The sequence below is a fragment of the Candidatus Spyradosoma sp. SGI.093 genome (genome assembly GCF_050314555.1).
Lineage (GTDB): Bacteria > Verrucomicrobiota > Verrucomicrobiia > Opitutales > UBA953 > Spyradosoma.
In genome coordinates this window covers 469896-494714 of the sequence record NZ_JBNPNH010000001.1, presented here as the reverse complement: position 1 = coordinate 494714, position 24819 = coordinate 469896, and the positions used below count along the sequence as shown (strand labels likewise).

The following is a 24819-nucleotide window of genomic DNA, read 5'->3' as shown; positions in this document are numbered from 1 at the left end:
AAATATACCAAAGTCAAATCTGAATTATACACAATCGAAAAGAATATTCGAGAGGCTGAGAAAAAAGCAGAGAGTGATTATGTTCAGGATTTGAGAACCCGAAAAGAAAATATCGATCGTCAGATAGATTCCATCGGTGTAGAAATCGGGAAAAGACAAAGTGAAATAGAGTTACTTAAAGAACAAGTGATTGCTCATAAAAAGCAAAAGGAGATTCTCTCTAAAAAAATAAATGTTTCAGATCAGAACCGTGCAGTTGACAATGAAGCTGCGCGCCTAATCAATACAATACAAAAATTCCTTATTCGTTTTAAGGAAGAAAAGAAAAAGGCACTTGCGAAGAAACTGGAAGTAAAGCTTCAATCATATTTGCACAAGACCAATCTTGTTAAAAAGGTAATTGTTGACATCAATGGCAATGGTGATGATGTTGACATTTGCCTATTTGGATATGATGATAAGAAAATTGATAATAGCATTCTTTCCATGGGGGAACGTCAGATGTTTGCATCTGCACTATTAAGTGCTTTGGTTGATGAAACAGAAATTGAGTTTCCTGTTTTCATAGATAGCCCAATGCAGAAATTTGACCCGCAACATACAAAGAATGTACTCACGAAGTTCTATCCAAATGTTTCAAAACAAGTGATTCTATTTCCTCTTCTTAAAAAAGAATTGACGGAAGAAGAATATCAATATATTCAACCAATCGTAAATAAATCCTATTTGATAAACAATGAAAAAGATGGTTCGCACTTTGTTGAAGTGAAACCAGAGAATCTTTTTGAAGAATATAACAATAGCGGATATGCAAATTAACATCAAAACATCTGGCGAAAACCAAGCCATTGTAACCCAATTAACAAAAAACTTACTGGGGGTACAAAAGAAAATGTGATAGCTCGTATTGCATTAGGCTATTCTTTGTCTACAGGTAAACGCTTTACACAACAGGAATTTTCTGCATACGATTCACAAGGAAAAGAATACAAGGACCATATCCTATTTGATGGACAGTATAGAGATTTCTATATTGCCTTAATTTGTCAGGCATATGGAATAAGTAAAAATGACGAGTTTATCCCCAAGTATATAAAACTGCATATTGATCATGGATTAGAAAAGATAAATTACCTGTTTGAAAATAATCCACAATATACTTTCTTCGATTTCTTAACTGAATATTTCAGAAATGGAATTGATATGATTGAAGATACTCCCGAAAGATTCGATTGCGTTGAAAACAGAAATCAACACATCACAAAAAGTGTGTTTTCTGGTCCTATTAAAATCAAAGTGGGATATAATATCGAAACAAGAGAGGATATATATTGTTGCTTCAACGATTCTACTCGCTACAACAATCAACACATTGCCGTAGCAGGAAAATCTGGTTCTGGCAAGACTCAATTTGCACTTGAATTTCTTCGCCAATTGTATACACAGACGCAAGGTCAAGTCAATTTTCTGTTCCTTGATTTTAAGGGACTAAGTGAAAATGACAGGATAAAATGGGTGATTTCTTTACAGAAACTCATACAGAATGTATAAATGCGCCTCATACACCATTTCCATTGAATCCAGTTTCATTCATTGATAATGTTAATGAAAAGAACAAACTTGTAGGTATAAATAAATTCGTTGATATTATTGCTAAATACTCCAATATTGGCAAGAAACAACAGCAAACACTAAAAGATGCAACGAAAGAAGCGTTTGTTCAACATAAAGATGGAAAACACCCTTCATTAAAGGAAATTTACGATTTAGTGATAGAATCAGTAGGTGAGAACCGTGACACTCTTACAGAGATTATGGAGCGTTTGAGTGAGTATGAACTCTTCGCTTCAAAAGTCAACGACCCAAGTATCTTCCTAAACAACAATTATTACTTTTCACTATCAGGTGAATTGGATAGTACTGTTCGATTTACATCAATCTTTCTTATCATCAACTACATCTTCAATGTGTTTACTAATATGGGTGGTACAGAAGTCATTGAAGGTAACCGAAGTATGCGTTATGTGTTAATGATTGATGAAGCTCACGATTTATTCCGTGAAAAGAAGTCTTTGGAGATTTTAGAAGTTTTACTTAGAAAAATTCGTTCATATGGAGTCTCTATAATTCTTCTCTCTCAAGGCATATCGGAGTATAATCAAGGGAATTTCGATTTCTCGCAAGAATGTGAAACAGCATTCCTTTTACCGATAAACGACCTTAATAATACAAAAGCAATAAACAAATTCTTAGGTCTGAGTGAAAAGGATGGAACTCGAACTGTGCGAAATCTTGAAAAATTAGATAACGGACAATGTGTATCTAATATTAAAGAATTGCCAAAAGGCGACTTGTTTGAAGTTGTTCAGTATTGGAAAGAAAAAGATAAATAGGAGGGGTATGAATTGGTTTAGCTTACATAAAAGAAAGCTGATTTTCTTCATTGTTTTTTTCTTAATCTGTGGTTCTAGCAGTATCTGGATGTCTTTTCTATTTCTTGAAGTAGGTCTTAAAGATATCACAATTGGTTTAATAACTATTGCAATAGCATCTGTATGTGCCTCTGCTGAAAGAGTGTTAAAGATTCTACGTACACAACGACGAATAGACAATGAAGATATAATAGGTTTAGTGGCTGTTGTAATTCCGTTAGTGGTATCTATTATTGTAGTTGGAATGCTTAAAAAATCAGAAGCATTTGCTTGTTTCCTATCTATTATAGTCTATGTATCATATTGTATACTATGGTGGTATCAAAATCGAGAAAAAGAAATTTTTGAAGAACCAACAAGTCCACTTGGAGGGGAAATACAGTAAGTAATAATATGAGCTGTATGAAAAAAATATACGGGATAAAAGTAAGTCAGCCTTTGGGCGACTTTTTTATAGCAAAAATTAAAGCTAGAGATTTACTTGAAATCTCTACATCCTCTGTTGCGCGCTATAATAAAGAAGGAAAATTGGTCGGAAATCAAAGGCCACTAAAACAACCAAGACTGAAAGCGATTGCGAATTTTATTAAATCAGCAGAGATGAGCTTCCCAACTTCTATTTTAGTTGCTGCAAATGTTGATTATGAAGGAAACATTATTGAAGATCCATTAAAAAGATGGAATCTCTGTTCAACATCTATTCCAGATTTTTTTGAAATAGAAATTCCGTCTGGAATATCATCGCTAATAATTGATGGTCAACATAGACTTAATGCCTTTTCCTATACAGAAGAGCAATTTAAGGATATAGAGTTAGTGTGTTCTATATTTATGGATTTACCCAATCCTTATCAAGCATATCTTTTCGCTACAATAAACGGGAATCAGAAAAAAGTTGACAAAAGCTTAGCTTTAGAACTTTTTGGATATGATGTTGAAGACAAGCCTTCAAATACCTGGTCGCCAGAAAAATTAGCTGTTTATCTTACTCGAAAATTTAATTTTAGAAAAGATTCTCCGCTTTATCAAAAGATAAAGTTAGCCCCACTTTTCTCATCGATAGAAGAAATTACGGATAGAACAAAATGGCTATTGTCAACGGCGGCTATGGTAGAAGGTATCATGCACCTCATATCTTCTAATCCTCAAAAAGATAGAGATTTCCTTGCCATGAAACGTTCTCTGTGGTCTGGAACTGGTACTCGTTCTGATTTGGAAAAAATGGAAAGTAATGGCAAACGAGATACTTCTGTATTAAGGAACTTGTATATAGAAAACAAAGACGAAGAAATATATGAAATTATATTTAGGTATTTTGATGCAGTGAATGAAATTCTATGGAAAAATGCGTCAGCAGATAGTGTCATTACTAAGACAATAGGCATATCTGTGTTGTTTGATATATTGAAAGCTATCATTGAGAATGAAGGCATTCAAGATTCATTTGAAAAATATATTTCATTAATTTCAGACGTTGATTATACTAGTGATTATTTTTCTTTGTCAGGAGGAGGGAAAGTGAAACTTAGACGTATCCTAAAATATAAATTAGGTTTTTTGACAGACGCAGATTTAATAGAGTCTGACATTAAATTTCTACAGGAACAATAAGGCGTCAGAAATATTATTCAAAATACACTAATAGAAGTGGAAAATCTTTCAGAGAAAGGTGGTGGAGTGCTTATCGCCACAATTCTAGTGCCTAAGAGAACAAGCCATATCATGACAACAAGAGGATTATATGGGTGAAGAATGGTGCAGACAAACGTAAGGTGTTTGACATTCGGAGCTTGCCGAGATTTGAAAAGCAGTTGATTCAATGGTTCGATTTCCCCGCTGAAAAACGATGGAATGCATAGATTTATCAGCTATTCGTACGCGACCTCCGGAAAATATTAGTGTGTCGTTACTTGGGCGAGATCTCCTTGCGTTTCATTATACGTCAAAAGCCGCTTTTAAGGGGATACTTTCGGGGAATTTTTGGTTTACAAGTCTCGCCGATGTTGAATGACAAAGCGGAAGTAAAAGACGGTATTATATTGTTTTCCGATGTGGCGCACCGCATGAATAGGACAAATTTCATCAATCGGCGATGAAGCAACTTCGGGACGGAGCGATAAAGTCGAAACAAAGAAATGTTTTTGTTTTTTGTTTGACTAAGGATTGGGATTGTCTGCCGATGTGGAAACTTTATGGGAAAATGAGGTTTGGCGTGAATGTCGGCTTTGATTATACGGAGCTCGTCCATTCAACATTTCTTCATAATTTCGATGTTTTGAATGGGGAAAAATTTCTTACGGGCATGTTGTCTATGCACGGGAAGAAAAAATCAGAATTCTGAAAAACTTTATCAAGAACTGCAATCGAGCGGTAGAGCATGCTTTGAATCAGTTTTTTCGCCCGGCCCCTTCATCTGGACTGACTTTATTCCAGTCTTCAGCTCCGGGGCAAATTTTTATGAGGAACATGAGGACTTTCGAGGATTCGTCAAGCGGGATGCGTCTTTCGAGTATATGAAAAACAGGAGTTTTTCCTATGAGCAAGAGCTCCGGATCGCAGTTGAGATTCTGGAGGAACGGCAAGAAGCGTTGGAACAGGAGGGCGTAATTCTGCGCAGTGGAAATCGTAACGGGAAACGTCATCTGGTGTTGAAGTTCGATTTGGCGAGATCGATAAGACGGCTGTATCTGTCTCCGAAAATTCAACAAAAAGAAAAAGCGGAGATTTTGGAGAATTTGCATGCGCATTCATGTCTTGAGCGCGTGCGCGTTTATTCGTCGGAATCAACGGTCAGATGATTTCGGGGAACACTTACGCTTTTTCTATTTGCTCTCAAAAAAACCGAGTATCGTGATAAACTTGCGAACGATGGGCGGAAACGCATGGTTTCCCTAAAAAATCGTGTGAGGATATAATGCGGAAAGAATAATCTCGGTTCTTGTATCAGCCGGGTAGGCAAAATACGGTTTTCGCGACGCTGTATTTCTAAATGGATTCTAAAAAAGAGCAAGAATGGGTCGGGAAGTTCAAAGCGGCAAGGAGTCTTTTGGAATGGCGGAAATTGGCTGGCGAGTTTCAGGCGGCTTCGTCGGATGAAACATTCCGGTGGAGAGTTTTTTACGCGTGCCTGACACATTTCGTTGGATCGGAGACGCAGGGTTTTGAACGGCAGGTTTACGAATATTGTCTGACCGTGTTCAAGTTATTTGAGCTTGGATTGTCGCCGGAACGTGAGCTGCAGTTGCGGGATGAAGCAGATCGTCGCGCCGTCGGGATTTCTGCCGCGCTCGCGTCGGAGCTCGGCTCGTTGCCTGTTTCGGAAAAAGAACTGTTGGAGCTTGTTCGGAACGGGAAGATAACTTATGACAAATTTGTTGCTCAATCTTCGATATTGGCGACGTCTCGCGCATGGGCGCTTTTGAATTTCATCCTTTATTCCGGGCTCTACTCAACGAAGTACGGAAAAGCTCCGGGAAACGGCTTTTCAATTCCTTTGGGAATCGCCGTAGGAAGTCTTGTTCGGCTTTTTTGTCGTTAGGATTTCTCGGCGTTCCCGTCGGCATAAATAAGATTTTAACCGCGAGTTTCGGGAAGCGAAATTTCCGCGCAATGTCGCGCGCTCCGTCAGTGGGCGAACTTTCGCTTGCGGGAATTTTCGCCAGGGCGTCATCGTTGATGCCGCGAGTCTGAACGCGGGCGATGCGCTGGGCGGCGCTCCTCGCTTGTCCTACGCTGAATCGTCGCCCCGTCGGGGCTCGGAGATTGCACATGTCCGCGGGAACGCGCGGATGCCGCGCGGCGAAATTTCGTCCGCGGGAAATCGCGCGTCGCGGGAACGAAGGCAGGATTGCCTTCGCCCCCCGAGGAAAACTTCCTTTGCCTTCTTTTGACTTCGCAGGTTTTCTTCGCGTCCTTTGCGTTTGAAAAGACGTTCCCGCGCGCGAAAAATCCTCTCGCGGGAACGCGCGTTTTCGCGGAGAATGGGCGCATGGAAAAGCACAAGGACGACGCGAATCTGATTCTTTACCGGACTCGGGACGGCAAGGCCGAGATCGCGCTTTATGCCCGTGACGGGAGCGTCTGGCTGACTCAGCGGCAGATGGCGGAGCTTTTTTCCACCTCCAAGCAAAACGTTGGGCAACACATAGCCAATGTCTTTGCTGAAGCGGAATTGGAGGAGAATTCAGTTGTAAAGAATTTCTTTACAACTGCCTCTGACGGGAAGCGTTACGACGTGCGCTACTATTCGTTGGAGATGATTTTGGCGGTCGGGTTTCGTGTGCGCGGCGTGCGCGGCACGCAGTTTCGCCAGTGGGCGAACCGCCATCTGCGAGAATTTCTCGTCAAGGGCTTCGTCGTCGATTCCGCGCGTTTGAAGAATCCCGACGGGCGTCCCGATTATTTTGACGAACTGCTCGCGAGCATCCGCGACATTCGGGCCTCGGAGAAGCGTTTTTATCAGAAGATCCGCGAACTTTTCGCGCTTTCCAGCGATTACGACAAGACGGACAAGGCGGCGCAGATGTTCTTTGCCGAGACGCAGAACAAGCTGCTCTACGCCGTCACCGGAAAAACGGCGGCGGAGCTTGTCGTCGCCCGAGCGGACGCCGCCGCGCCCAACATGGGGCTGACCTCATGGAAGGGCTCCGTCGTGCGCAAGCAGGACATCTTCATCGCGAAAAACTACCTTTCCGCCGAGGAGTTGGACAAGTTGAACCGCCTCGTGACGATTTTCCTCGAATCCGCGGAGCTGCGCGTGCGGGAACGTCGCGACCTGACCCTGAATTTCTGGCGCGGGAACGTGGATGCGCTGTTGAGCTTTCACGGGCAGCCGCTGCTGCTCGATTCCGGGAGCGTGCGCAATGCGCAGATGGAGGCTTTCGCAGCAGGCGTGTACGAAAAATTCGCCGCGCGGCGCAGGGCGGCGGAGGCGCGTCTTGCCGACGCGGAAGACGAGGCGGAGCTGCGAGCCCTCTCGGAGCTTTCGGATTCGCTGAAAAAGCGTTCCCGCGAGGATTCATGAAATTCGCGTGATCCGCGGCGAGCGCGGTTCCGCGAAAAACTTCAATCGCGGATGAGCACAGATGAAACGAGCGTCCGCGGGAACTCGTTTTCGTCGGCAATTGCGCCCTTTCAGGGCGCGGCGGATTGTTCGCGGTTTCGTAGGGCTGCGCTCGCGGCGCTCGCTTGCCCTGCGCTGAGCAATCGTCGCCCCGTCGGGGCTCGGAAATTGCGCTCGTCCGCGGGAACGCGAGCGTCGCGGGAACGAAGGCAGGAATGCCTTCGCCCCCGAGAAAAACTTCTTTTGCCTTCCTTTGGCTTCGCGTTTTCCGACAAAAAAGTGTTCCCGCGAAACGAGTCGCGGGAACGATTTTCTTGTCCGCAAAAACGCGCGGGCGCGCCGCCGCCGAAAACGCGTCAGTCGGAAAGGCGTCGCGGACGGCGGCTGTGCGGATCTTCGCCGAAGGCGCGGCGGAACTTGCGCGGATTCCTCACGAGCCGCTTGCCGCAATAAAAGCGTTTATCCCCGTCGCCGCGCCGCACGGGAAGGTCCCGCTCTTCCGGCTCGGAAAATTCATCTTCCGTGAAGATTTCCGATTCCTCGTACATGCGCTGATCCTGCACGCTGTGACAGCAGAAAAACGGATCCGCGGAATTTTCGCGCACGATTTCCGCGAAACGCTCCGGCGTGACCGCCGTCACGCTCCGGATGGCGTCCTTGTGGTGATGCTTCACGCGCGGAATGTTCCGCGTGATGCGCGCCGCCTCTTTGGCGCTCTCCGCCCGAATCGCGAAACGCTTCAGTATGTAATGCTTTCTGCCTACGTGCCCGCACTTCGCGAGAACTTCAAAATAACCGAGTTCCTCTCCCGTCATCGTCTTTTCCTTTCTCGAACGCTCCCGCGACGCGACCGCCGTCGGCGCGCCCGCGGCTCCGGCGGGCAGTCGAGGCGTGATTCGAGTCTGCGGCATGAAAAATTTTCATGGCGAAATTTCTTGCAGGAAAGGTGCCAAGAAAACGAGCGGCCGTCGCCGCGACGTCCCTCAGAACGGAAGCGCTTATTTAGCGCATTCCTCGCGGCAAACGCTGTTCCCGCGAACGAAAATCCGCTCGCGGGAGGGTTTGCCGAGCTTCGGCGGGAACGCTTTTGCTTTGAGCTTCGGGGCGCAGGGTTTAAGCTTTCGCGTCATGCAGGAAGATTTTTCCGATTCGCTTTTCGCGTCCGAGGAGACGCCGAAGGAAGCGCCCGCGGCGACGGACGCCGGGTTCCGCCGTCCGCTTGCCGCGCGGATGCGCCCGCGCGCGCTGAGCGAAATCCTGGGGCACGAAAAAATCCTCGGCGCGGGCGCGCTGCTGCCGCGGCTGATCGCGACGGACAATTTCGGCAGCCTGCTTTTCTACGGGCCGCCGGGCTGCGGCAAGACGACGCTCGCCGAAGTCATCGCCGCGGAGACGCGCTGCCGCTGCGTGCGCGTGAACGCCGTGCTCTCCAACACGGGCGAGCTGCGCGACGTGCTGCGCATCGCGCGAGCCGCTCCCGAACGCCGCACGCTGCTGCTCATCGACGAAATCCACCGCTTCAACAAGGCGCAGCAGGATCTGCTTTTGCCCGACGTCGAGGCGGGGAACGTCCGCCTCATCGGCTGCACGACGCACAACCCGGGCTTCTACGTCATTCCGCCGCTGCTGTCGCGCTCGCACCTTTTCCGCCTCGAACCCGTGGAGGAAAAGCACGTCGTCGCCTCGCTCGCCCGCGCGCTCGCGGACGAGGAGCGCGGGCTGGGTGCGCTGAACATTTCCGCGGACGCGGACGCGCTCGCCGCGCTCGCCCGCATGAGCGAGGGCGACATGCGCCGCGCCCTCAACGCGCTCGAGACCGTCGCGCTCGGGCACGCGCCGAATTCCGCGCTGACGCTCGCCGACGTCGCCGCCTTCGCGCGGGAACGCCAGATCCGCTACGACCGCAACGAGGACGAACACTACGACACGATTTCCGCGTTCATCAAATCCGTCCGCGGGAGCGATCCCGACGCCGCGGTCTATTGGCTCGCCGTCATGCTCGAAGGCGGCGAAGATCCGCGCTTCATCGCGCGGCGGCTCGTGATTCTCGCGAGCGAGGACGTCGGGCTCGCCGATTCGCGCGCGCTCGGCGTCGCCGTCGCCGCGCAGCAGGCGTGCGACTTCATCGGCATGCCCGAGGCGCAGCTGACGCTCGCGCACGCGACGCTGTTTCTCGCGACCTGCCCGAAGAGCAACAGCGCGACGGAGGCGATCTTCGCCGCGCGCGCCGCGGTCCGCGAAGGCGGGCGCCAGCGCGTTCCCGCGCATCTGCGGGACGCGCACAACAAACTGAACAAAACGCTCGGGAACGGCGACGGCTACCTTTACTCGCACGAATTTCCCGAGGGCATTTCCGGACAGACGTATCTGGAAAAGCCCGTCCGCTTTTACGAACCGAAGCCCAACGGCGCCGAGGCCGCGATCGCCGAGCGCCTTGCGCGCTGGAACGCGCTCCGCGAGGAAATCCGCTCTGCGCGCGCGGCGAAGCAGGGCGGAAAGAAAAAACGCGCATGACGCCGCCGCGGGACAGGACGCGCCTTCGCCGTCTCGCGTTCGCCGCGGCGCTCGCGGCGGTTTTCGTATGCGCGGCGTGGATGCGGTTTCACGGCATCGCGGAACGCCCGATGCACGTGGACGAGGCGGTGCAGGCGTTCAAGGTCGGCGAAATGCTCGCGGGCGGAACGTACCGCTACGATCCGAGCGACTTTCACGGGCCGACGCTGTATTTCTTCGCGTTCTGGCTGTGCCGGATCTTCGGCGTCGAAAGTTTCGCGGCGATGACGGAAACGCTCGTCCGCGTCGTTCCCGCGTGCGTCGGCGCGCTCGCGTGCGTCGCGCTTCCGCTGAGCTTTTTCGGGCGGAAGGCGGGCGCGCTCGTCGCCGGGCTGCTGCTCGCGTTCGCGCCGGTTGCCGTCTTTTTCGACGCGTATTTCATTCAGGAGACGTTGCTCGTCGCGTTCGCGTGGACGGCGGCGGGCGTGTGGTTCTTCCGCGAAAAAAATCTGTGCAACGCGGCGCTCGCGGGAGCGCTTTTCGGGCTCGCGGCGGCGTCGAAAGAAACGTGGATTCTCATGGCGGCGGCGTTCGCGTGCGGCGCGGCGGCGGACGCGCTCGTCCGGCGGCGTTTCCCGCCTGAACGCGTTCCCGCGGGCGGGCGTTCCTTCGCCGTGCGCGCGCTCGTCGCGCTCGCGGCGGCGGGAACGGTCGCGGCGCTTTTTTATTCCTCCTTCGGCGCGAATCCGCGCGGGCTCGCGGACTTTTTCGTCGCCTTCAAAAGCTACTTCTTCACGGCGGCGGGAACGGAATCTCCGCACGCGAAGCCGTTTTTTTATTACGCGGCTCTGCTGGTCGCGCGGGCGCCTCTGCTCGTCGCGCTCGCGTGCGCTTCGGGCGTCGCGTTCGCGTCGCGCGCGTTTTTCCCGACGGCGCAGGAGCGGCGGTTTCAGCGCCGTTTTTCGGCGGCAGATTTTTCCGCGCCCGCGTTCTGCGCGTTCGCCTCGCTCGCGCTATTCGCGCTGTATTCGGGAATTCCTTACAAGACGCCCTGGCTCGCGCTCGGCGTCGTTCCCGGGCTCGCGCTTTTCGTCGGCGCGGTTTCGGAATCGCGCGTGCTGCGGACGGTTTATTTCGCGTCGCGCGCGCGGACGCTCGCGTGCGTCGCGTCGGCAGGCTTGGTTGTCGTCGCCGGCGGCTTTCTGCGCGCGCGGCCGGGCTTTTCGCTCCGCTACGAACACGCGCCCGCATCGCTCGCCGAAATCGTTCCCGCCGTCGCTTCGGCGAAACGCGGCTTCGCGGAGCGGGGCGGGGAGGCGGGGAGCTTTTTCGCGGCGCTCGCGGGGCGCGAGACCTGGCCGCTGCCGTGGCTGCTGCGGCGGGAACGCGTCGGCTTCTGGGGGACGCTCGCGGACGTTCCCGCGGCGGCGCCCTTCGTCGTCGCGGAGACGGAGGCGTGGGAGGCCTTCGACGCCGCGCGCCCCGAGCACGCAAAAAAATTCCGCACGGTTTTCTGTGCGGAATCTCGTCCCGGCGTCGTTCTGGAGGCGCGGGAAAAAATCGTCGGCGCGGACGATTAGCGTCTGAACTTCGCGACGACGGCGGGATCGGCGACGTCGGACGTGAGCTTGACGATGCGCGAATTGCTGTCGCCGAAGACGACGACGCGCGGCTTCCACGTCTTGGCTTCCTCCGGCGTCATGCGCGCGAAGGACATGATGACGATGAGGTCGCCGACCTTGCCGAGATGCGCGACGGCGCCGTTCAGGCAGAACTGGCGCGAGCCGGCGGGAGCGGGAATCGCGTAGGTTTCGAAGCGGTTTCCGTTGGAGATGTCTCCGACGAGGATTTTCTCATTCGGGAGCAGGCCGACCATTTCCATGATTTCGGAATCGATGCCGAGGCTGCCCTCATAGTGCAGCTGCGCGTCGGTGACTTCGGCGCGCAAGATTTTGGAATGAAGAATATCTAAGAGCATTGTTGTGATGCGTGAATTTTCCAATTTACGCCCCTTCGCCCGATTCGGCAAGAACGTTGTGCGCGGACAAAAAACGTTCCCGCGGGAAAGATTCTCCGCGGGAACGCTTTCGGAAGGCGAAGGCTTTTACGCGATCATCGCGCCGTCCGTGCGGACTTTCCTGCGGAAAAGCTCGAGCAGCTTCGCCGTGAGCGGGCCGCACTTGCCGCAGCCGATCTTGCGCCCGTCGAGTTCGACGACCGGGATCACTTCCGCCGCCGAGCCCGTGAGGAAGGCCTCGTCCGCGTTCCAAATGTCGTAGCGCGTGAGCGTCGTCTCGACGACGGGAATGCCGAGCTCTTCCGCGCATTCCATCGTCGCCGAGCGCGTGATGCCCTTGAGCAGGCTGGACGAAGGCTGCGGCGTGATGAGCTTGCCCTTGTGGATGATGAAGATGTTGTCTCCGGAGCATTCCGCGACGTTGCCCTGGTCGTTGAGCAACAGGCATTCGTCGAAGCCGCAGTTGAGCGCCTCGATCTTCGCGAGAATGTTGTTCAGATAGTTCAGCGACTTCACCATCGGCGGGAGCGCGGCGACGCTCATGCGGCGCGTCGGCACCGTGATGAGCCTGATGCCGTTTTCGTAAACGGACGCCGGATACAGCTTGATCTTGTCCGCGATGATGATGAGCGACGGGTTCGAGCAGTTGCGCGGGCTGAGCCCGAGGTCGCCGACGCCGCGCGTGATGACCGAGCGGATGTAGCCGTTGGCGACGCCGTTGCGGCGGCACGCCTCGATGTGCGCCTGCGCGAGCTCCTCGCGCGACCAGGGCAGATCGAGCGCGATCGCCTTCGCCGAATATTCGATGCGCTCGAGGTGTTCGTCGAGTTTGAAAATGCAGTTGTCATAGACGCGAATGCCTTCAAAGAGACCGTCCCCGTAGAGCAGGCCGTGATCGAAGACGGAGATCTTGGCGTCTTCTTTTTTGTAGAATTTTCCGTCGATGTAAACTTCCATAAGTGGGTTCAATGGAAACACTCGCCCCGCGGGAACGCAAATTGAAATTTGGGACGGTGCGCCGCCGCCGTCCGGGGAAAAACTTCCGCTTCGCGCTTCACTTTTTCCGTTTTTGTGAAATAATTTTCGGCAACGTATGAAAGAAAAATTCAAACAACTCGCTCAACAATACAAGTCGGAGCTGCTCGACAACGTCATCCCGTTCTGGCTTGAAAAATCGCTCGACAAGGAGTTCGGCGGCTACTTCACCTGCCTCGACCGCGACGGCACCGTCTTCGACACGGACAAATTCGTCTGGCTGCAGGGACGCGAAGTCTGGATGTTCGCCTTTCTCTACAATCATCTCGAAAAGAAGCAGGAATGGCTCGACGCCGCGATTCTCGGCGCCGAATTTCTGCGGGAACACGGGCACGACGGCGAATACAATTTCTACTTCTCGCTTTCCCGCGACGGCACGCCGCAGGTCGAACCCTACAACATTTTCTCCAACACGTTCGCGGCGATGGCGTTCGGCCAGCTCTCCATCGCGACGGGCAGCCGCGAGTACGCCGAAATCGCGAAAAAGGCGTTCGACCGCGTCGTCGCGCGCTTCGACAATCCGAAGGGCCGCTGGAGCAAGGCTTCGCCGAAGGCGCGGCCGATGAAGGCGTTCGCGCTCCCGATGATCGTCTGCAATCTCGCGCTCGAAATCGAGCCGCTCATCGAGCCGGAGTTCCTCAAGAACGCCATCGAAAAGAGCGTGCACCTGGTCATGGACGAATTTTACCGTCCCGAAGTCGGGCCGGGGCTCATCGTCGAACACCTCAATTCCGACGGCACGCTCGCGGACAACATGGACGGTCGCCTGCTCAACCCGGGCCACATGATCGAATCGACGTGGTTCATGATGGATCTCGGCGAGCGCCTCAACCGTCCCGAGCTCATCGAAAAGGCGGTGAAGATCTCGCTCAACGCGCTCGAATACGGCTGGGACGAAAAGTACGACGGCATCTTCTATTTCATGGACCGGCTCGGCCGTCCGCTTCAGCAGCTCGAATGGGATCAGAAGCTGTGGTGGGTGCACATCGAGACGCTGATCGCGCTGCTCAAGGGCTACCGCCTCACGAAGAACCCGAAATGCTGGGAATGGTTCGAGCGCGTTCACGCCTACGCGTGGTCGCACTTCAAGGACGAAAAATATCCGGAATGGTTCGGCTATCTGAACCGCCGCGGCGAGCCGCTGCTCTCGCTCAAGGGCGGAAAATGGAAAGGCTGCTTCCACGTGCCGCGCGGGCTCTACCAGTGCTGGCGCCAGCTCGAAATGCTGGCGAACGAAGCCTGAGACGCCCGAGGAGGAAAGGCGGCACGGCGCGTCGCCCTGCCGCCTTTCCTTTTTGAAACCGACGACCCGCGCGAAACGCCCATGCTCATCGACAGTCATTGCCATCCGGATACGTTTTTCAGGAGCGGAGAGCTCGCCGCCGTGCTCGCGCGCGCCGAAGCCGCCGGCGTCGGGCAGTTCGTCTGCGCGGGAACGGACGCCTCCGACTGGCCGATCTACCGCGATCTCGCGGCGGCGTTCCCGCGCAGAATCTTCCACGCCGTCGGGCTGCATCCGGGCAACGTCGGCGACGACTTCGAAGCGCAGCTCGCCGCGCTTCCCGCGTTCTTCCGCGACGTTCCCGCGCCGGTCGCCGTCGGCGAAATCGGGCTGGACGAACACTACATGCCGAAAGACCCGGCGGAAGCCGAACGCGTCCGCCGCGCGCAGCTCGAAGTCTTCGAACGCCAGCTCGCGCTCGCGAAGACGCTGGGACTGCCCGTCATCGTGCACGCACGCGACGCGTTCGCGGCGACGGTCGCGGCGATCGACCGCAGCGGCGTGGACTGGCGCAAGGTCGTCTTCCACTGCTTCGCGGAAGACGCCGACGCCGTGCGCGAACTGAACGCCCGCGGCGGGTGCGCCTCGTTCACGGGAACGATCACCTACAAAAGCGCGTCCCGGGTGCGCGAAGCCGCGCTCGCGCAGGGATTGGACAAGCTCATGCTCGAGACGGACTGCCCCTACCTCGCGCCCTGCGAACACCGCGGCAGGCGCAACGAACCCGCCTTTCTGCGGCGCACGGCGGAATTCGCCGCGGAGCTCTTCGGCGTTCCCGTCGAAGAAATCGAAGCCCGCACCACGGAAAACGCCCGCGCGTTCTTCTCGCTCCCGAATTGAGCCGCGCCCGCGCGATTTCCCGTCGCCGCGTTCCGATGAAAATCGCCGGACGCGAAAAATTGTCTTGCGCGGGAACGCGTTTTTTCTGATTTTTGGAGTCAACAAGAGACCGATATCGCTTCCGTCGCGCCTCGCTCGTGACTTCCCGCCGTATCGCCGTCCTCACGTCTTTTTAACCCCAAAAACAAAAAGCTCCATGATCACGACGAAAACCCTCACCCGTACCGCGCTCGTTCTGCTCGCGGGAACGCTCGCCCCAGCCGCCCACGCGGCAATCGACATCTCCGATTCCGCGACTTACTACGACCCCGAAAATTGGTACGGCTATTACAGCAAGGCTAATATCACTTACACTTACGGCGTTGATTACATCCGGTTTTCTCAAGTTGACAACACCGGCTACTTGTGGGCGTACTTCGATTCTGTCCAACTTGACGTCGGAGACACGCTGACTTTTTCCGGGACATTCACGTTCGGAACAATTGCCAGCGGCGGAAAATTTTTCATTGGTCTTTTCAATAGTGGATTATGCGCACAATCCCAAATGTTGACGCATACCTATCAATCGGGAACGGATGTTTCGTCGATGGAGAATTACAGTGAGACGACGAAAACGGACGGAACCGTCTCCAAAAAAAGTGTGACGGGAACGGCAACAGGCGGCATGACCGGAGTTTCCGCGAACAGTGCGACTGCGTATCTTCGGACGAACGCGGCGTCGAACACGGCTTTTTTGTCCACTTCTTCCGGGGCACAGCAAAAAAACACCGATTTCACTTCGGCGTTTTCCGAACCGTCCGCGAATTCTGCGTACAATGTTTCCTTGGAGCTGAAAAAGACGGAAACCGGCCTAGATTTTTCGGTCGCTTTCGACGGTGCCGCCGCGCAGACGATTTCTTTCGAAACGGACATTAAGACGTTCGATGTTCTCGGCATCAGAGCGCCTACGACTTCTACGGGCGGCATCACGCTTTCGAACGTGTCCGTCACGACGACGGGAACGGTGATTCCGGAGCCGTCGGCGTTCGGGCTGCTCGCGGGCGCGTTCGCGCTGGCGCTGGCGGGAATGCGCCGCAGACGTCGCCGGTGATCGCGCGCCGGTTTCAAAAAAACGGGACAGGGCGAGGAGCCTGTCCCGTTTTGTTTTTCTCCGCGTTCCCGCGGGCGGATTAGAGCGCGAAGTCCGGCGGGGCGATGAGGACGACGAATTCGCCCTTGAGATTTTTGCCGACGAGGCGAGGAAGGACTTCGGAGATCGGACCCGTGAGCACGGTTTCGTGAAGCTTCGTCAGTTCCCGAGCGAAGCAGACGACGCGCGCGCCGCCGAGCACGTCCGCGATTTCTTCCGCGAAGGCGCGGATGCGGTGGCAGGATTCGTAGACGGCGAGCGTGATTTTCGAGTCGCGGTTTTCTTCGAGAAAACGCCGGCGTGCCGCCGTCTTCGGCGGGAGAAATCCGTGGTAGGCGAAGGCGTTGGTCGGCAGCCCGGAAGCGGAAAGCGCGGCGATCAGCGCGCAGGGGCCGGGCACGGGTTCGACGGCGAGCCCGCGTCGGCGGCATTCGCGCACGACGCGGAAGCCCGGGTCGGAGAGCGTCGGCGTTCCCGCGTCGCAGACGAGCGCGACGCGCGCGCCCGCCTCGATCTTCGCGGCGATGCCGGCGGCGGAGGCGAGCTCGTTGTGTTCGTGGTAGGCGATGAGCGGGCGCTCGATGCCGAATCTGCGGAGCATGTTCCCGGTCGTCCGCGTGTCCTCGCACGCGATGCAGTCGGCGGCGAGCAGGGTTTCGCGCGCGCGCGGAGACAGGTCGGCGAGGTTGCCGATGGGCGTGGCGACGACGCTGAGGCGCGGCGCGCCCGTCGCGGGAACGGCGGCGTCCGCGTCGGCGGCGGGATTTTCGGGAACGGATTCGGAAGCGTTTTCCATGGATTCATTGCAGCGTTCCCGCGGAGTTTTAGCAACGGAAATTCGCGCCGCCGCGGACCAGCGCCAGCGGCGGGTTCAGCTCGAAGGGGAGCGGGTGAACGTCGGGCGGAAGCGGCGGGGGCGGCGGCGGAAAGAGGTCCGCCGGCGGCAGCCACGGCAGTTCGATGAAGCCGCCCTTCGAGACGTCGCGCAGGATTTCCGACGTGCGGAAGAATTCCGTTTCGGCGCAGGGAAGCGCCGGCGGGAACGGGCGCAGCTCGAAACGGAACGGCGTCGCGCTCGGCGGTGTTTCCGGCGGCGTCTGCGGGGACGGGGGCGTCGTCGGCGGCTCCGGCGCGGGAACGGCGCTCGGTTTTTCGTCGGGAATCCGCGTTCCTTCGTCCCGAGGCGCGGGCGGTCGCGGTTCGGCGCAGGTGAGCATCGGCGGGAACGCGCGCAGCTGGAAGCGGAAGCGCGGCGCTTTCGGCTGCTTCGGTTTCGTCTTTCGGCGCGTTTTCGCTTTCGGTTTCCGCGGGGGCTCCGGCCGCGAACTCGGGAGCGGCGCCTGAAACTGCCGCGTCGCGACGACCTGTTTCGCGCCGTCGCCCAGCACGTCCAGCGTCCAGAAATTCTCGGCGGCGGCGCGCGTGATGCCGAGCATCGAGATGTAGCGCGTGCGGAGCAGGTTGGCGTTGGCGTGTCCCATCTCGCTTTGGAGCAGGTGGTAGTCGCGGTAGAATTTGGCGTGATAGCTCGCGAAGGTGTGCCGCAGTACGTCCTGGCGCCAGACGTTGGTCGTCGCGTTCCAACCGGCGGAACGGCGGACGAGCTGCCAGCGCGTTTCCCAGTTCGGCGGCACGATCGGCGCGTCGGGGTGGGCGCGTTCGCGGTTTTTGCGCACGCTTTCGAGCAGCAGCGCGCGGAGCGGCGCGCAGATCGTCACGTGCCGCGTGCCGCCGGTCTTGGAGTTGATCGCGCGGATGCTGATCACGTTCTCTTCGAAGTCGATGTCGCGCCAGTGCAGACGTTCGACTTCGCGCGGGCGGATTCCGGCGAAGAGCATCAGCCCCGCGGCGGGCGCGCACGAGCCGGATTCCCAGGTGCGGACGCAGTCCAGCAGGCGCCGGATTTCCGCGAGCGAAAGCGGGACGATTTCCTTTTCCCGCACCCGGGGAATGAGGATCGGCGTGACGGGATTGTTCGTGATCCAGCGGCGCCGTTCCGCGTAGGTGAAAAGCGAATGCAGAATCGAGCGCGCCTTGCACTGCTGGCGCGGCGTGCGGAAGCCCGTCAGCAGGATTTCCCGCATGTCCTCCGGATCTATCGACCGGGCCTTGCGTTTGAGAAACGCCGGGAAGCGGGTCTGGATTTTCCGCCAGACGTGGCGATAGTCGCTGAGCGTGCGGGAACGCAGGTCGGAGCGGTCGGAACAGAAGATCTCGTAGAGCTTCTCCGTCGTCACGCTCGCGCGTTCGCGCTTCATCGCCTCGACGCCGAGACGGATCACTTTGCGGAGCGAGTTGAGGCACAGATTCTTCCCGGCGCTTTCGTGAAGCTCGATCGCGAGGCGGACCGAGTCCAGAAGGCCGAGATTCGACTTCGTGAGGAGCTGCCGGACGGCGACGATTTCGTCCTGCGTTGTCGATATGTTCGTTGTCTTTTTCATAGGCCGCAAAGATTAAACGGAGACAACGAAGAAAACAAAAAGGGCGTTCCCGCGCGGGAACGCCCTTTCGTGCCGGTAAGGCGATTCTCGAATCAGAGATTGTCGAGGATGTCGCCGAGGTTCGCGAAATCGCCGCCGGTGCTCGTGGACATCGTCGCGGGAGCGCTGCTGCGTTCCGACGACGGTCCGCGGACGCGCTCGTAGGCGCTGATTTCCGCCTGGAGCTGAGCCGGGTCGTAGTTCGCGGCCTTGATCGAGAGACCGATGCGGCGCTCGTCCTTGTCGATCTTGATGACGCGGGCGGTGACTTCCTGGCCGAGCTTGAGCACGTCCTTGATCTTTTCGACGCGCTCTTCGCTGATCTGCGAGATGTGGACGAGACCGTCGATTTCGTCCGCGAGTTCGACGAACGCGCCGAAGTTCGCGATCTTGGAGACCTTGCCCGTGACGATGTCGCCGATGTGGAACTTGCGGTCGATTTCGTCCCACGGGTCGTCCTGCGTCTGCTTGATGCCGAGAGCGATGCGCTGCTGGTCGGCGTCCACGTCGAGAACGATGGCTTCGACTTCGTCGCCCTTCTTGAGCATTTCGCCCGGGTGGTTGATGTGGCGCGTCCAGCTCATGTCGGAGACGTGGACCATGCCGTCGATGCCTTCCTCGAGCTCGACGAACGCGCCGAACGTCGTCAGGTTGCGCACCTTGCCGTGCACGCGCGCGCCCACCGGGTAGTTGTGGCGGACCATTTCCCACGGGTTCTGTTCGAGCTGGCGGATGCCGAGCGAGATCTTCTGCTCTTCCTTGTTGATGCCGAGGATGACGGCGTCCACTTCCTGGCCGATCTTGAGCACGTCGGACGGCTTCGTGATGCGCTTCGTCCAGGAGAGCTCCGTGACGTGGACGAGGCCTTCGACGCCTTGTTCAAGCTCGACGAACGCGCCGTACTGAACGAGGTTGACGACCTTGCCGTGCACCTTGGAGCCGACCGGGTACTTCTTTTCGATCGAATCCCACGGGTTCGGCGTGCACTGCTTGAGACCGAGCGAAACGCGTTCGCGCTCGCGGTCGATTTCGATGATCATCACGTCGATTTCTTCGCCGACCTTCAGCACTTCGCTCGGGTGCGAGATGCGGCCCCAGCTCATGTCCGTGATGTGGAGCAGGCCGTCGAGACCGTCGAGATCGACGAACGCGCCGTAGTCCGTGATGTTCTTCACGACGCCGCGGCGGACGTCGCCCGGCTTCACTTCTTCGAGAAGCGCGCGGCGCTTTTCGTTGCGCTGTTCTTCGATGAGCTCGCGGCGCGAGATCACGAGGTTCTTGCGCTCCAGATTGATCTTGAGAATCTTGAAGTCGTAGGTCTGACCGATGTACTGGTCGAGATTCTTCGGCGGCTGAACGTCGATCTGCGAGGCCGGCAGGAACGCGTCGATGCCCATCGAGACGATGAGCCCGCCCTTGACCTTCGCCTTCACGCGGCCGGGCATGACCGAGCCTTCCTTGCACTCGGCGACGATCGTTTCCCAATTCTTCTTCTGCTGCGCCTTGTCGTAGGAGATGACGGGCGCGCCGTTGCGGTCTTCCGCCTTTTCGAGATAGACCTCGATTTCGTCGCCGATCTGAATTTCGCTGACGTCGGCGAATTCGCTCGCGGGAACGACGCCTTCGGATTTGCCGCCGATGTCGACGACGACGTTGTTGTCGCGGATTTCAATCACCGTGCCCTTGACGATCGAGCCGGGAATGAGGGAGTTGAGGCTGCCGGCGTTTTCGGCGAGCAGCTGTTCCATGATGGAGGACATTTGTACTGTTCTTCTTTCTGTGTCTGCGGGAACGGGAAGTCCCTCGCAGGGTTGATGGTTGTCGTTGTTCCTTTTTCGCGGGAACGGGCACCCGCCCGAACCGCAAAAGGAAAATCAATCATGACCGAACGCCCGCCCCTTTCCAAGAAAAAAGACGCGTTCCCGCGGGCGAAAATCACAGGAAGCGGGCGGTGGGCGTGTCGCCGCGGGCGCGGAGGGCGTCGGGCGTTCCCGCGAAAATCAGCGAGCCGCCGGCGTTCCCGCCGCCGGGACCGAGCTCGAGAAGCCAGTCCGCGCAGCGCACGACGTCGCTGTTGTGCTCGATGACGACGAGCGTGTGCCCCGCGTCGCGCAGGCGGAAGAGCAGGGCGAGCAGCAGGCGCACGTCGCTCCAGTGCAGCCCCGTGGTCGGCTCGTCGAGCAGGTAGAGCGTCGGTCCTTTTTTCTTTTTGGAAAGTTCGAGCGCGAGCTTGAGGCGCTGCGCCTCGCCTCCGGAAAGCGTCGTCGCGGGCTGGCCGAGCTTGAGGTAGCCGAGCCCGACTTCGTCGAGCGTCGTGATCAGATTCAGAATGCCCGGCTGCGCGCGGAAAAATTCCTTCGCTTCGGCGACGGTCATGTCGAGCGTTTCCGCGATGTTTTTTCCCTTGAAGAGCACTTCGAGCGTCTCGCGGTTGTAGCGCGCGCCGCGGCAGCTCGGGCACTCGACCCAGGTTTCGCCGAGGAACTGCATGTCGAGCGGCACCTGGCCTTCGCCCTGACAGGCTTCACAGCGGCCGCCGCGTTTGTTGAAGGAAAAGCGCCCCGCGTCGTAGCCGCGCATTTTCGCGAGCGGCGTCGCGGCGTAGATTTTTCGGAGCAGGTCGAAGACGCCCGTGAACGTCGCGGGATTGGAGCGCGGCGAGCGCCCGATCGGAGACTGGTCGATGCGCACGAAGCCCTCGAATCGTTCCAGCCCGTCGATGCCCGCGTGCCTGCCGGGAACGCATTTGGCGCGGTTGATCCGGCGCGCGGCGGCGTTGCCCAGAATCGCGTTCACGAGCGTCGATTTCCCCGAGCCGGAAACGCCGCAGACGACGGTCAGCGCGCCCAGCGGGAACGCCGCGTCCACGCCGCGCAGATTGTTTTCCGAGGCGCCGCGCACGACGAGAAAATCCTTCGGCTCGACGCGCGGGAACGCCGCCGCGATTTCGCGGGAACGCTCCTCCGGCGCCGCGTTCAGAAAGCGCGCCGTGAGCGATTTTCCCTCGGCGAGACACTCCGAGAGCGTGCCCGAAAAGACGAGTCCGCCGCCGCGCGTTCCCGCGCCGGGCCCGATTTCGACGACGTGGTCCGCGGCGAGGATCGTGTCGCGGTCGTGTTCGACGACGACGACGCTGTTCCCGCGGTCGCGCAGGTCGCGCAGCTGCGCGATGAGGCGCGCGTGGTCCGCGGGATGCAGCCCGATGCTCGGCTCGTCCAGAATGTAGGTGACGCCGACGAGTCCCAGCCCGAGCTGCGCCGCGAGCCGCACGCGCTGCACTTCGCCGCCGGAGAGCGTCGCGTAGGCGCGGTCGAGCGAGAGATAGGAAAGCCCTGTCGTATCCAGAAACTCGATGCGTTTTTCGAGCCCGGCGCGCGCCTCCTCCGCGGGCTCGACGGCGGGGACGCCCTTCAGCGCGCGTACGAACGCGAGCGCCTCGGGAACGCTCATCCGGAAAAATTCGCCGATGCTTTTTCCCGCGAGCTTCACGGCGAGCGCGCGCGGATTCAGCCGCAGACCGCCGCACGCCGGGCAGGGCGCGGCGTGCTGAAACGCGAGCAGGCGCGTGCGCAGGAGCAGGCTCGACGTCGTGCGCGCCGTGTTTTCGAGATCCGCGAGCACGCCTTCGAACGGCCGCATCGCGGGCTTGCGCCGCCCCGTCTTGAGCAGAAATTCGCGCGCGCCGCTCCCGTGCAGAATCAGGTCGCGCGTTCCCGCGTCGAGCTCCTCCCACGGCGTCCGGAGCGGGAACGGCGCCTGCTCCGAGAGCTGGCGCAGCCAGGCGGCGCGCTGCGTGATCATCTTTTTCGAGCCGTAGCGCCAGGGCTTGATCGCGCCGTCCTTCAGCGATTTTTTCGGGTCGGGAACGACGAGTTCCGGCAGGAAACGCGGCAGTTCGCCGAGCCCGCCGCACACGGGGCAGGCGCCGTCGGGGCGGCTTTCGGAAAAGTTCTTCGGCGAAATCGCGTCGTAGGTCTTTCCGCAGAGTTCGCAGGAAAAATCGAGGCGCAGCGGGATCTCGCGCGCGTCGTCGCTCCCGCCGAGCACGACGGCGAACGCGCGGTTCTTGCCTTCGCGGAAGGCGAGTTCGAGCGAGTCCGCGAGGCGGGAACGCGCGCCGGCGGAAACGACGAGCCGATCGACGACGACGTCGAGCGCGAGCTCGGCTTTCTTCCCGAAGCTCGGGAGCGCGTCGTCGAGGTCGAAGATCTCGCCGTCCACGCGGATGCGCTGGAAGCCGCGCCGGCGCAGGTTCTCCGTCTCGTCGGCGAGCATCGCGCGGCGGATCTTCGCGTAGGGCGCGCCGAGCGCGAGCTTCGTTCCCGCGGGCAGGGCGCAGAGCCGCTCGACGCAGTCGTCGAGCGTGCGGCGCGTGATTCTGCCGCCGTCGTCGGGGCAGAACTGCGTTCCCGCGACGGCCCAGAGCAGGCGCGCGTAGTCGGCGATTTCCGTGGCGGTGGCGACCGTCGCGCGCGGATTGCCGTTCGCCGCCGTGCGCTGCTCGATCGCGATGACGGGCGAGAGCCCGTGGATGAAATCGACGTCGGGGCGCGGAATCCGGTCGAGATTCGCGCGCATTTTCGCGGAGAGGCTTTCGAGGTATTGCCGCGCGCCCTCGGCGTAGATCGTGTCGAACGTGAGCGAGGATTTGCCGGAGCCGGAGACGCCCGTGACGACGACGAGCCTGCCGCGCGGAATCCGAATCTCGAGGTTCTTCAGATTGTGTTCCCGCGCGCCCTTGACGTGAATTTCTGCCGGTTCGGAGCTGTTCATGCGCCCAAGATAACGCGCCCCGCCCCCGATGAACACGAAAATTTTTCCCGCTCACCCCTCCGCGCGCGGAGCGGCGGGCGTTTTTCCATGTTGAGTTCGAGGCGAATTGAGAGGAAAGTAGGCGGACGTTTTTTTCGGCATGGACACGGAACTCTTCGATTACGATTTGCCCGAGCGCCTGATCGCGCAGACGCCCGCCGCGCGGCGGGAGGATTCGCGCCTGCTCGTCGTCGACCGCGCTTCGGGAACGCTGCGCCATTGCGTTTTCGCGGATCTGCCGGATCTGCTTCCCGCGGGGACGCGGATGTTCCGCAACGACGCCGCCGTGCTGCAGGCACGCCTGCCCGGCGTGCGCGAGGGCTCCGGCGGGAAGGTCGAGTGCCTGCTGCTGCGCCCGGGCGAAACGCCGACGCGCTGGTGGTGTCTGCTCAAGCCGGGGAAAAAGGCGGCTTCGGGCGCGTTCGGCGTCGAGGGCGTCTATCGTGCGCGCGTGATCGCGAAGGAGGACTGCGAGGACGGCGGCGGCGAATATCTCGTCGAGTTCGACGTGTTCCCGCCGCTCCGCGACGTGCTCGACGTCGCGGCTAAGATCGGCGCGCTGCCGCTCCCGCCCTACATCACGCGCGCCCGCCCGAAGGACAAGGATTTTTCCGAGCTCGACAAGGAACGTTACCAGACGGTCTACGCGCGGCGCGACGAGCCGGTCGCCGCCGCGGCGCCGACGGCGGGACTGCATTTTTCCGAAGTTCTGCTGGAGCGTCTGCGTTCCCGCGGCGTGCCGCAGTTCGATCTGACGCTGCACATCGGCCTGGGCACGTTTCAGCCCATCAAATCCGCGACGATCGAGGCGCACCCGATGCACAAGGAATTTTACGTCATTCCGGCGGCGACGCGGGAGCAGCTCGAAATCGTCGACAAGGCGCGCTCGCCGCGTCTCGCCGTGGGCACGACGAGCCTGCGCGCGATGGAGGATTTCGCGCGCCGTCGCGCCGCCGGCGATCCGCTGATTCCCGCGCGCGGGAACGTCGCCGCGAGCGCCGGGCTCTTCGTCTATCCGCCGCAGACGATTTCGGGCGCGGACGCGCTGATCACGAATTTCCACCTGCCGAAATCGACGCTGATGTGCCTCGTCGCGACGTTTCTCGCGCCGGGCGAAATGAGCGGAATCGCCTGGCTCAAGGAAATCTACGCCGAGGCGGTCGCGCGCGGCTATCGTTTTTACAGCTACGGTGACGCGATGCTGATTCTGTGACGCGCGCCGTTCCCGCAACTTTTT

General features: G+C 57.6%; 18 protein-coding genes and 2 pseudogenes. 13 read left to right on the top strand and 7 right to left on the bottom strand.

Annotated features, from left to right (window positions below):
- The 7 genes and pseudogenes from ACQREB_RS02075 to ACQREB_RS02045 all read left to right on the top strand — a co-directional run.
- Window positions 1-819: pseudogene (locus ACQREB_RS02075) on the top strand (DNA sulfur modification protein DndD); the annotation flags it as partial.
- Window positions 809-2393, top strand: a pseudogene (locus ACQREB_RS02070) (DndE family protein). The pseudogenes ACQREB_RS02075 and ACQREB_RS02070, both read left to right, overlap by 11 nt.
- A 7-nt stretch (window positions 2394-2400) precedes the next feature.
- Window positions 2401-2817 (top strand): hypothetical protein, encoded by a 417-nt coding sequence (locus ACQREB_RS02065; RefSeq protein WP_427764704.1) that lies wholly within the window; start codon window positions 2401-2403, stop codon window positions 2815-2817.
- A 17-nt stretch (window positions 2818-2834) separates the two neighbouring features.
- Window positions 2835-4043: a DNA phosphorothioation-associated DGQHR protein 1 gene (locus tag ACQREB_RS02060; RefSeq protein ID WP_427764701.1), complete on the top strand. Its 1209-nt coding sequence runs from the start codon at window positions 2835-2837 to the stop codon at window positions 4041-4043.
- A gap of 668 nt (window positions 4044-4711) precedes the next feature.
- On the top strand, window positions 4712-5230 hold the full coding sequence (locus ACQREB_RS02055) for a hypothetical protein (protein ID WP_427764698.1): 519 nt from the start codon (window positions 4712-4714) through the stop codon (window positions 5228-5230).
- A gap of 191 nt (window positions 5231-5421) precedes the next feature.
- Window positions 5422-5970 (top strand): hypothetical protein, encoded by a 549-nt coding sequence (locus ACQREB_RS02050; protein ID WP_427764695.1) that lies wholly within the window; start codon window positions 5422-5424, stop codon window positions 5968-5970.
- A gap of 450 nt (window positions 5971-6420) precedes the next feature.
- Entirely contained in the window at window positions 6421-7455 is a 1035-nt protein-coding gene (locus ACQREB_RS02045; protein ID WP_427764693.1) for a virulence RhuM family protein, read from the top strand.
- A gap of 395 nt (window positions 7456-7850) precedes the next feature.
- Here the strand turns inward: ACQREB_RS02045 and ACQREB_RS02040 are convergent, their stop codons facing one another.
- On the bottom strand, window positions 7851-8405 hold the full coding sequence (locus tag ACQREB_RS02040; RefSeq protein ID WP_427764690.1) for a hypothetical protein: 555 nt from the start codon (window positions 8403-8405) through the stop codon (window positions 7851-7853).
- A 217-nt stretch (window positions 8406-8622) separates the two neighbouring features.
- Here ACQREB_RS02040 and ACQREB_RS02035 point away from each other — a divergent pair, with 217 nt between their 5' ends.
- Window positions 8623-10008, top strand: coding sequence for a replication-associated recombination protein A (locus ACQREB_RS02035; protein ID WP_427764687.1), 1386 nt, complete (start codon window positions 8623-8625; stop codon window positions 10006-10008).
- Window positions 10005-11567: a hypothetical protein gene (locus ACQREB_RS02030; protein ID WP_427764685.1), complete on the top strand. Its 1563-nt coding sequence runs from the start codon at window positions 10005-10007 to the stop codon at window positions 11565-11567. The genes ACQREB_RS02035 and ACQREB_RS02030 overlap by 4 nt, the downstream gene beginning before the upstream one ends.
- On the opposite strand, the gene panD is transcribed toward ACQREB_RS02030, so the two are convergent.
- Together panD and ilvE are read right to left on the bottom strand one after the other, a co-directional pair.
- The gene (gene panD, locus ACQREB_RS02025) at window positions 11564-11965 is read right to left on the bottom strand and encodes an aspartate 1-decarboxylase (protein WP_427764682.1); all 402 of its coding nucleotides are present in this window, start codon (window positions 11963-11965) and stop codon (window positions 11564-11566) included. The two genes, ACQREB_RS02030 and panD, sit on opposite strands and share 4 nt — an antisense overlap.
- A 126-nt stretch (window positions 11966-12091) precedes the next feature.
- Window positions 12092-12961 carry a branched-chain-amino-acid transaminase gene (ilvE, locus tag ACQREB_RS02020; RefSeq protein ID WP_427764680.1) on the bottom strand — a complete coding sequence of 290 codons (870 nt, stop codon included), beginning with the start codon at window positions 12959-12961 and terminating at the stop codon, window positions 12092-12094.
- A 136-nt stretch (window positions 12962-13097) separates the two neighbouring features.
- Here ilvE and ACQREB_RS02015 point away from each other — a divergent pair, with 136 nt between their 5' ends.
- From ACQREB_RS02015 to ACQREB_RS02005, 3 genes are all read left to right on the top strand, one after another.
- On the top strand, window positions 13098-14282 hold the full coding sequence (locus tag ACQREB_RS02015) for an AGE family epimerase/isomerase (protein ID WP_427764677.1): 1185 nt from the start codon (window positions 13098-13100) through the stop codon (window positions 14280-14282).
- 81 nt (window positions 14283-14363) lie between these two features.
- A complete protein-coding gene (locus ACQREB_RS02010; protein WP_427764674.1) occupies window positions 14364-15161 on the top strand; it encodes a TatD family hydrolase in 798 nt (265 codons plus the stop codon).
- Window positions 15162-15357: 196 nt separating this feature from the next.
- On the top strand, window positions 15358-16251 hold the full coding sequence (locus tag ACQREB_RS02005) for a PEP-CTERM sorting domain-containing protein (protein WP_427764672.1): 894 nt from the start codon (window positions 15358-15360) through the stop codon (window positions 16249-16251).
- A gap of 79 nt (window positions 16252-16330) precedes the next feature.
- Here the strand turns inward: ACQREB_RS02005 and rsmI are convergent, their stop codons facing one another.
- From rsmI to uvrA, 4 genes are all read right to left on the bottom strand, one after another.
- Complete coding sequence (rsmI, locus tag ACQREB_RS02000) at window positions 16331-17086, bottom strand: 16S rRNA (cytidine(1402)-2'-O)-methyltransferase (RefSeq protein WP_427764670.1); 756 nt, start codon at window positions 17084-17086, stop codon at window positions 16331-16333.
- Between the two features lie 28 nt (window positions 17087-17114).
- Entirely contained in the window at window positions 17115-18731 is a 1617-nt protein-coding gene (locus ACQREB_RS01995) for a tyrosine-type recombinase/integrase (RefSeq protein WP_427764667.1), read from the bottom strand.
- Between the two features lie 92 nt (window positions 18732-18823).
- The gene (gene rpsA, locus ACQREB_RS01990) at window positions 18824-20530 is read right to left on the bottom strand and encodes a 30S ribosomal protein S1 (RefSeq protein ID WP_427764665.1); all 1707 of its coding nucleotides are present in this window, start codon (window positions 20528-20530) and stop codon (window positions 18824-18826) included.
- A 175-nt stretch (window positions 20531-20705) separates the two neighbouring features.
- On the bottom strand, window positions 20706-23543 hold the full coding sequence (uvrA, locus tag ACQREB_RS01985; RefSeq protein ID WP_427764662.1) for an excinuclease ABC subunit UvrA: 2838 nt from the start codon (window positions 23541-23543) through the stop codon (window positions 20706-20708).
- A gap of 139 nt (window positions 23544-23682) precedes the next feature.
- On the opposite strand from uvrA, the gene queA reads away from it, so the two are divergent.
- Entirely contained in the window at window positions 23683-24795 is a 1113-nt protein-coding gene (gene queA / locus ACQREB_RS01980; protein WP_427764659.1) for a tRNA preQ1(34) S-adenosylmethionine ribosyltransferase-isomerase QueA, read from the top strand.
- Window positions 24796-24819 lie beyond the last annotated feature (24 nt).

Bases quoted from the DNA above. Each gene is read 5' to 3' on its own strand.
- ACQREB_RS02040 (WP_427764690.1), bottom strand. From the start codon at position 8,405: ATGCCGCAGACTCGAATCACGCCTCGACTGCCCGCCGGAGCCGCGGGC.
- ACQREB_RS02055 (WP_427764698.1), top strand. From the start codon at position 4,712: ATGGGGAAAAATTTCTTACGGGCATGTTGTCTATGCACGGGAAGAAAA.
- ACQREB_RS01995 (WP_427764667.1), bottom strand. From the start codon at position 18,731: ATGAAAAAGACAACGAACATATCGACAACGCAGGACGAAATCGTCGCC.
- ACQREB_RS02010 (WP_427764674.1), top strand. From the start codon at position 14,364: ATGCTCATCGACAGTCATTGCCATCCGGATACGTTTTTCAGGAGCGGA.
- ACQREB_RS02060 (WP_427764701.1), top strand. From the start codon at position 2,835: ATGAAAAAAATATACGGGATAAAAGTAAGTCAGCCTTTGGGCGACTTT.
- ACQREB_RS02030 (WP_427764685.1), top strand. From the start codon at position 10,005: ATGACGCCGCCGCGGGACAGGACGCGCCTTCGCCGTCTCGCGTTCGCC.
- rpsA (WP_427764665.1), bottom strand. From the start codon at position 20,530: ATGTCCTCCATCATGGAACAGCTGCTCGCCGAAAACGCCGGCAGCCTC.
- uvrA (WP_427764662.1), bottom strand. From the start codon at position 23,543: ATGAACAGCTCCGAACCGGCAGAAATTCACGTCAAGGGCGCGCGGGAA.
- ACQREB_RS02045 (WP_427764693.1), top strand. From the start codon at position 6,421: ATGGAAAAGCACAAGGACGACGCGAATCTGATTCTTTACCGGACTCGG.
- ACQREB_RS02015 (WP_427764677.1), top strand. From the start codon at position 13,098: ATGAAAGAAAAATTCAAACAACTCGCTCAACAATACAAGTCGGAGCTG.
- ACQREB_RS02005 (WP_427764672.1), top strand. From the start codon at position 15,358: ATGATCACGACGAAAACCCTCACCCGTACCGCGCTCGTTCTGCTCGCG.
- rsmI (WP_427764670.1), bottom strand. From the start codon at position 17,086: ATGGAAAACGCTTCCGAATCCGTTCCCGAAAATCCCGCCGCCGACGCG.
- queA (WP_427764659.1), top strand. From the start codon at position 23,683: ATGGACACGGAACTCTTCGATTACGATTTGCCCGAGCGCCTGATCGCG.
- ACQREB_RS02035 (WP_427764687.1), top strand. From the start codon at position 8,623: ATGCAGGAAGATTTTTCCGATTCGCTTTTCGCGTCCGAGGAGACGCCG.
- ACQREB_RS02065 (WP_427764704.1), top strand. From the start codon at position 2,401: ATGAATTGGTTTAGCTTACATAAAAGAAAGCTGATTTTCTTCATTGTT.
- ACQREB_RS02050 (WP_427764695.1), top strand. From the start codon at position 5,422: ATGGATTCTAAAAAAGAGCAAGAATGGGTCGGGAAGTTCAAAGCGGCA.
- panD (WP_427764682.1), bottom strand. From the start codon at position 11,965: ATGCTCTTAGATATTCTTCATTCCAAAATCTTGCGCGCCGAAGTCACC.
- ilvE (WP_427764680.1), bottom strand. From the start codon at position 12,961: ATGGAAGTTTACATCGACGGAAAATTCTACAAAAAAGAAGACGCCAAG.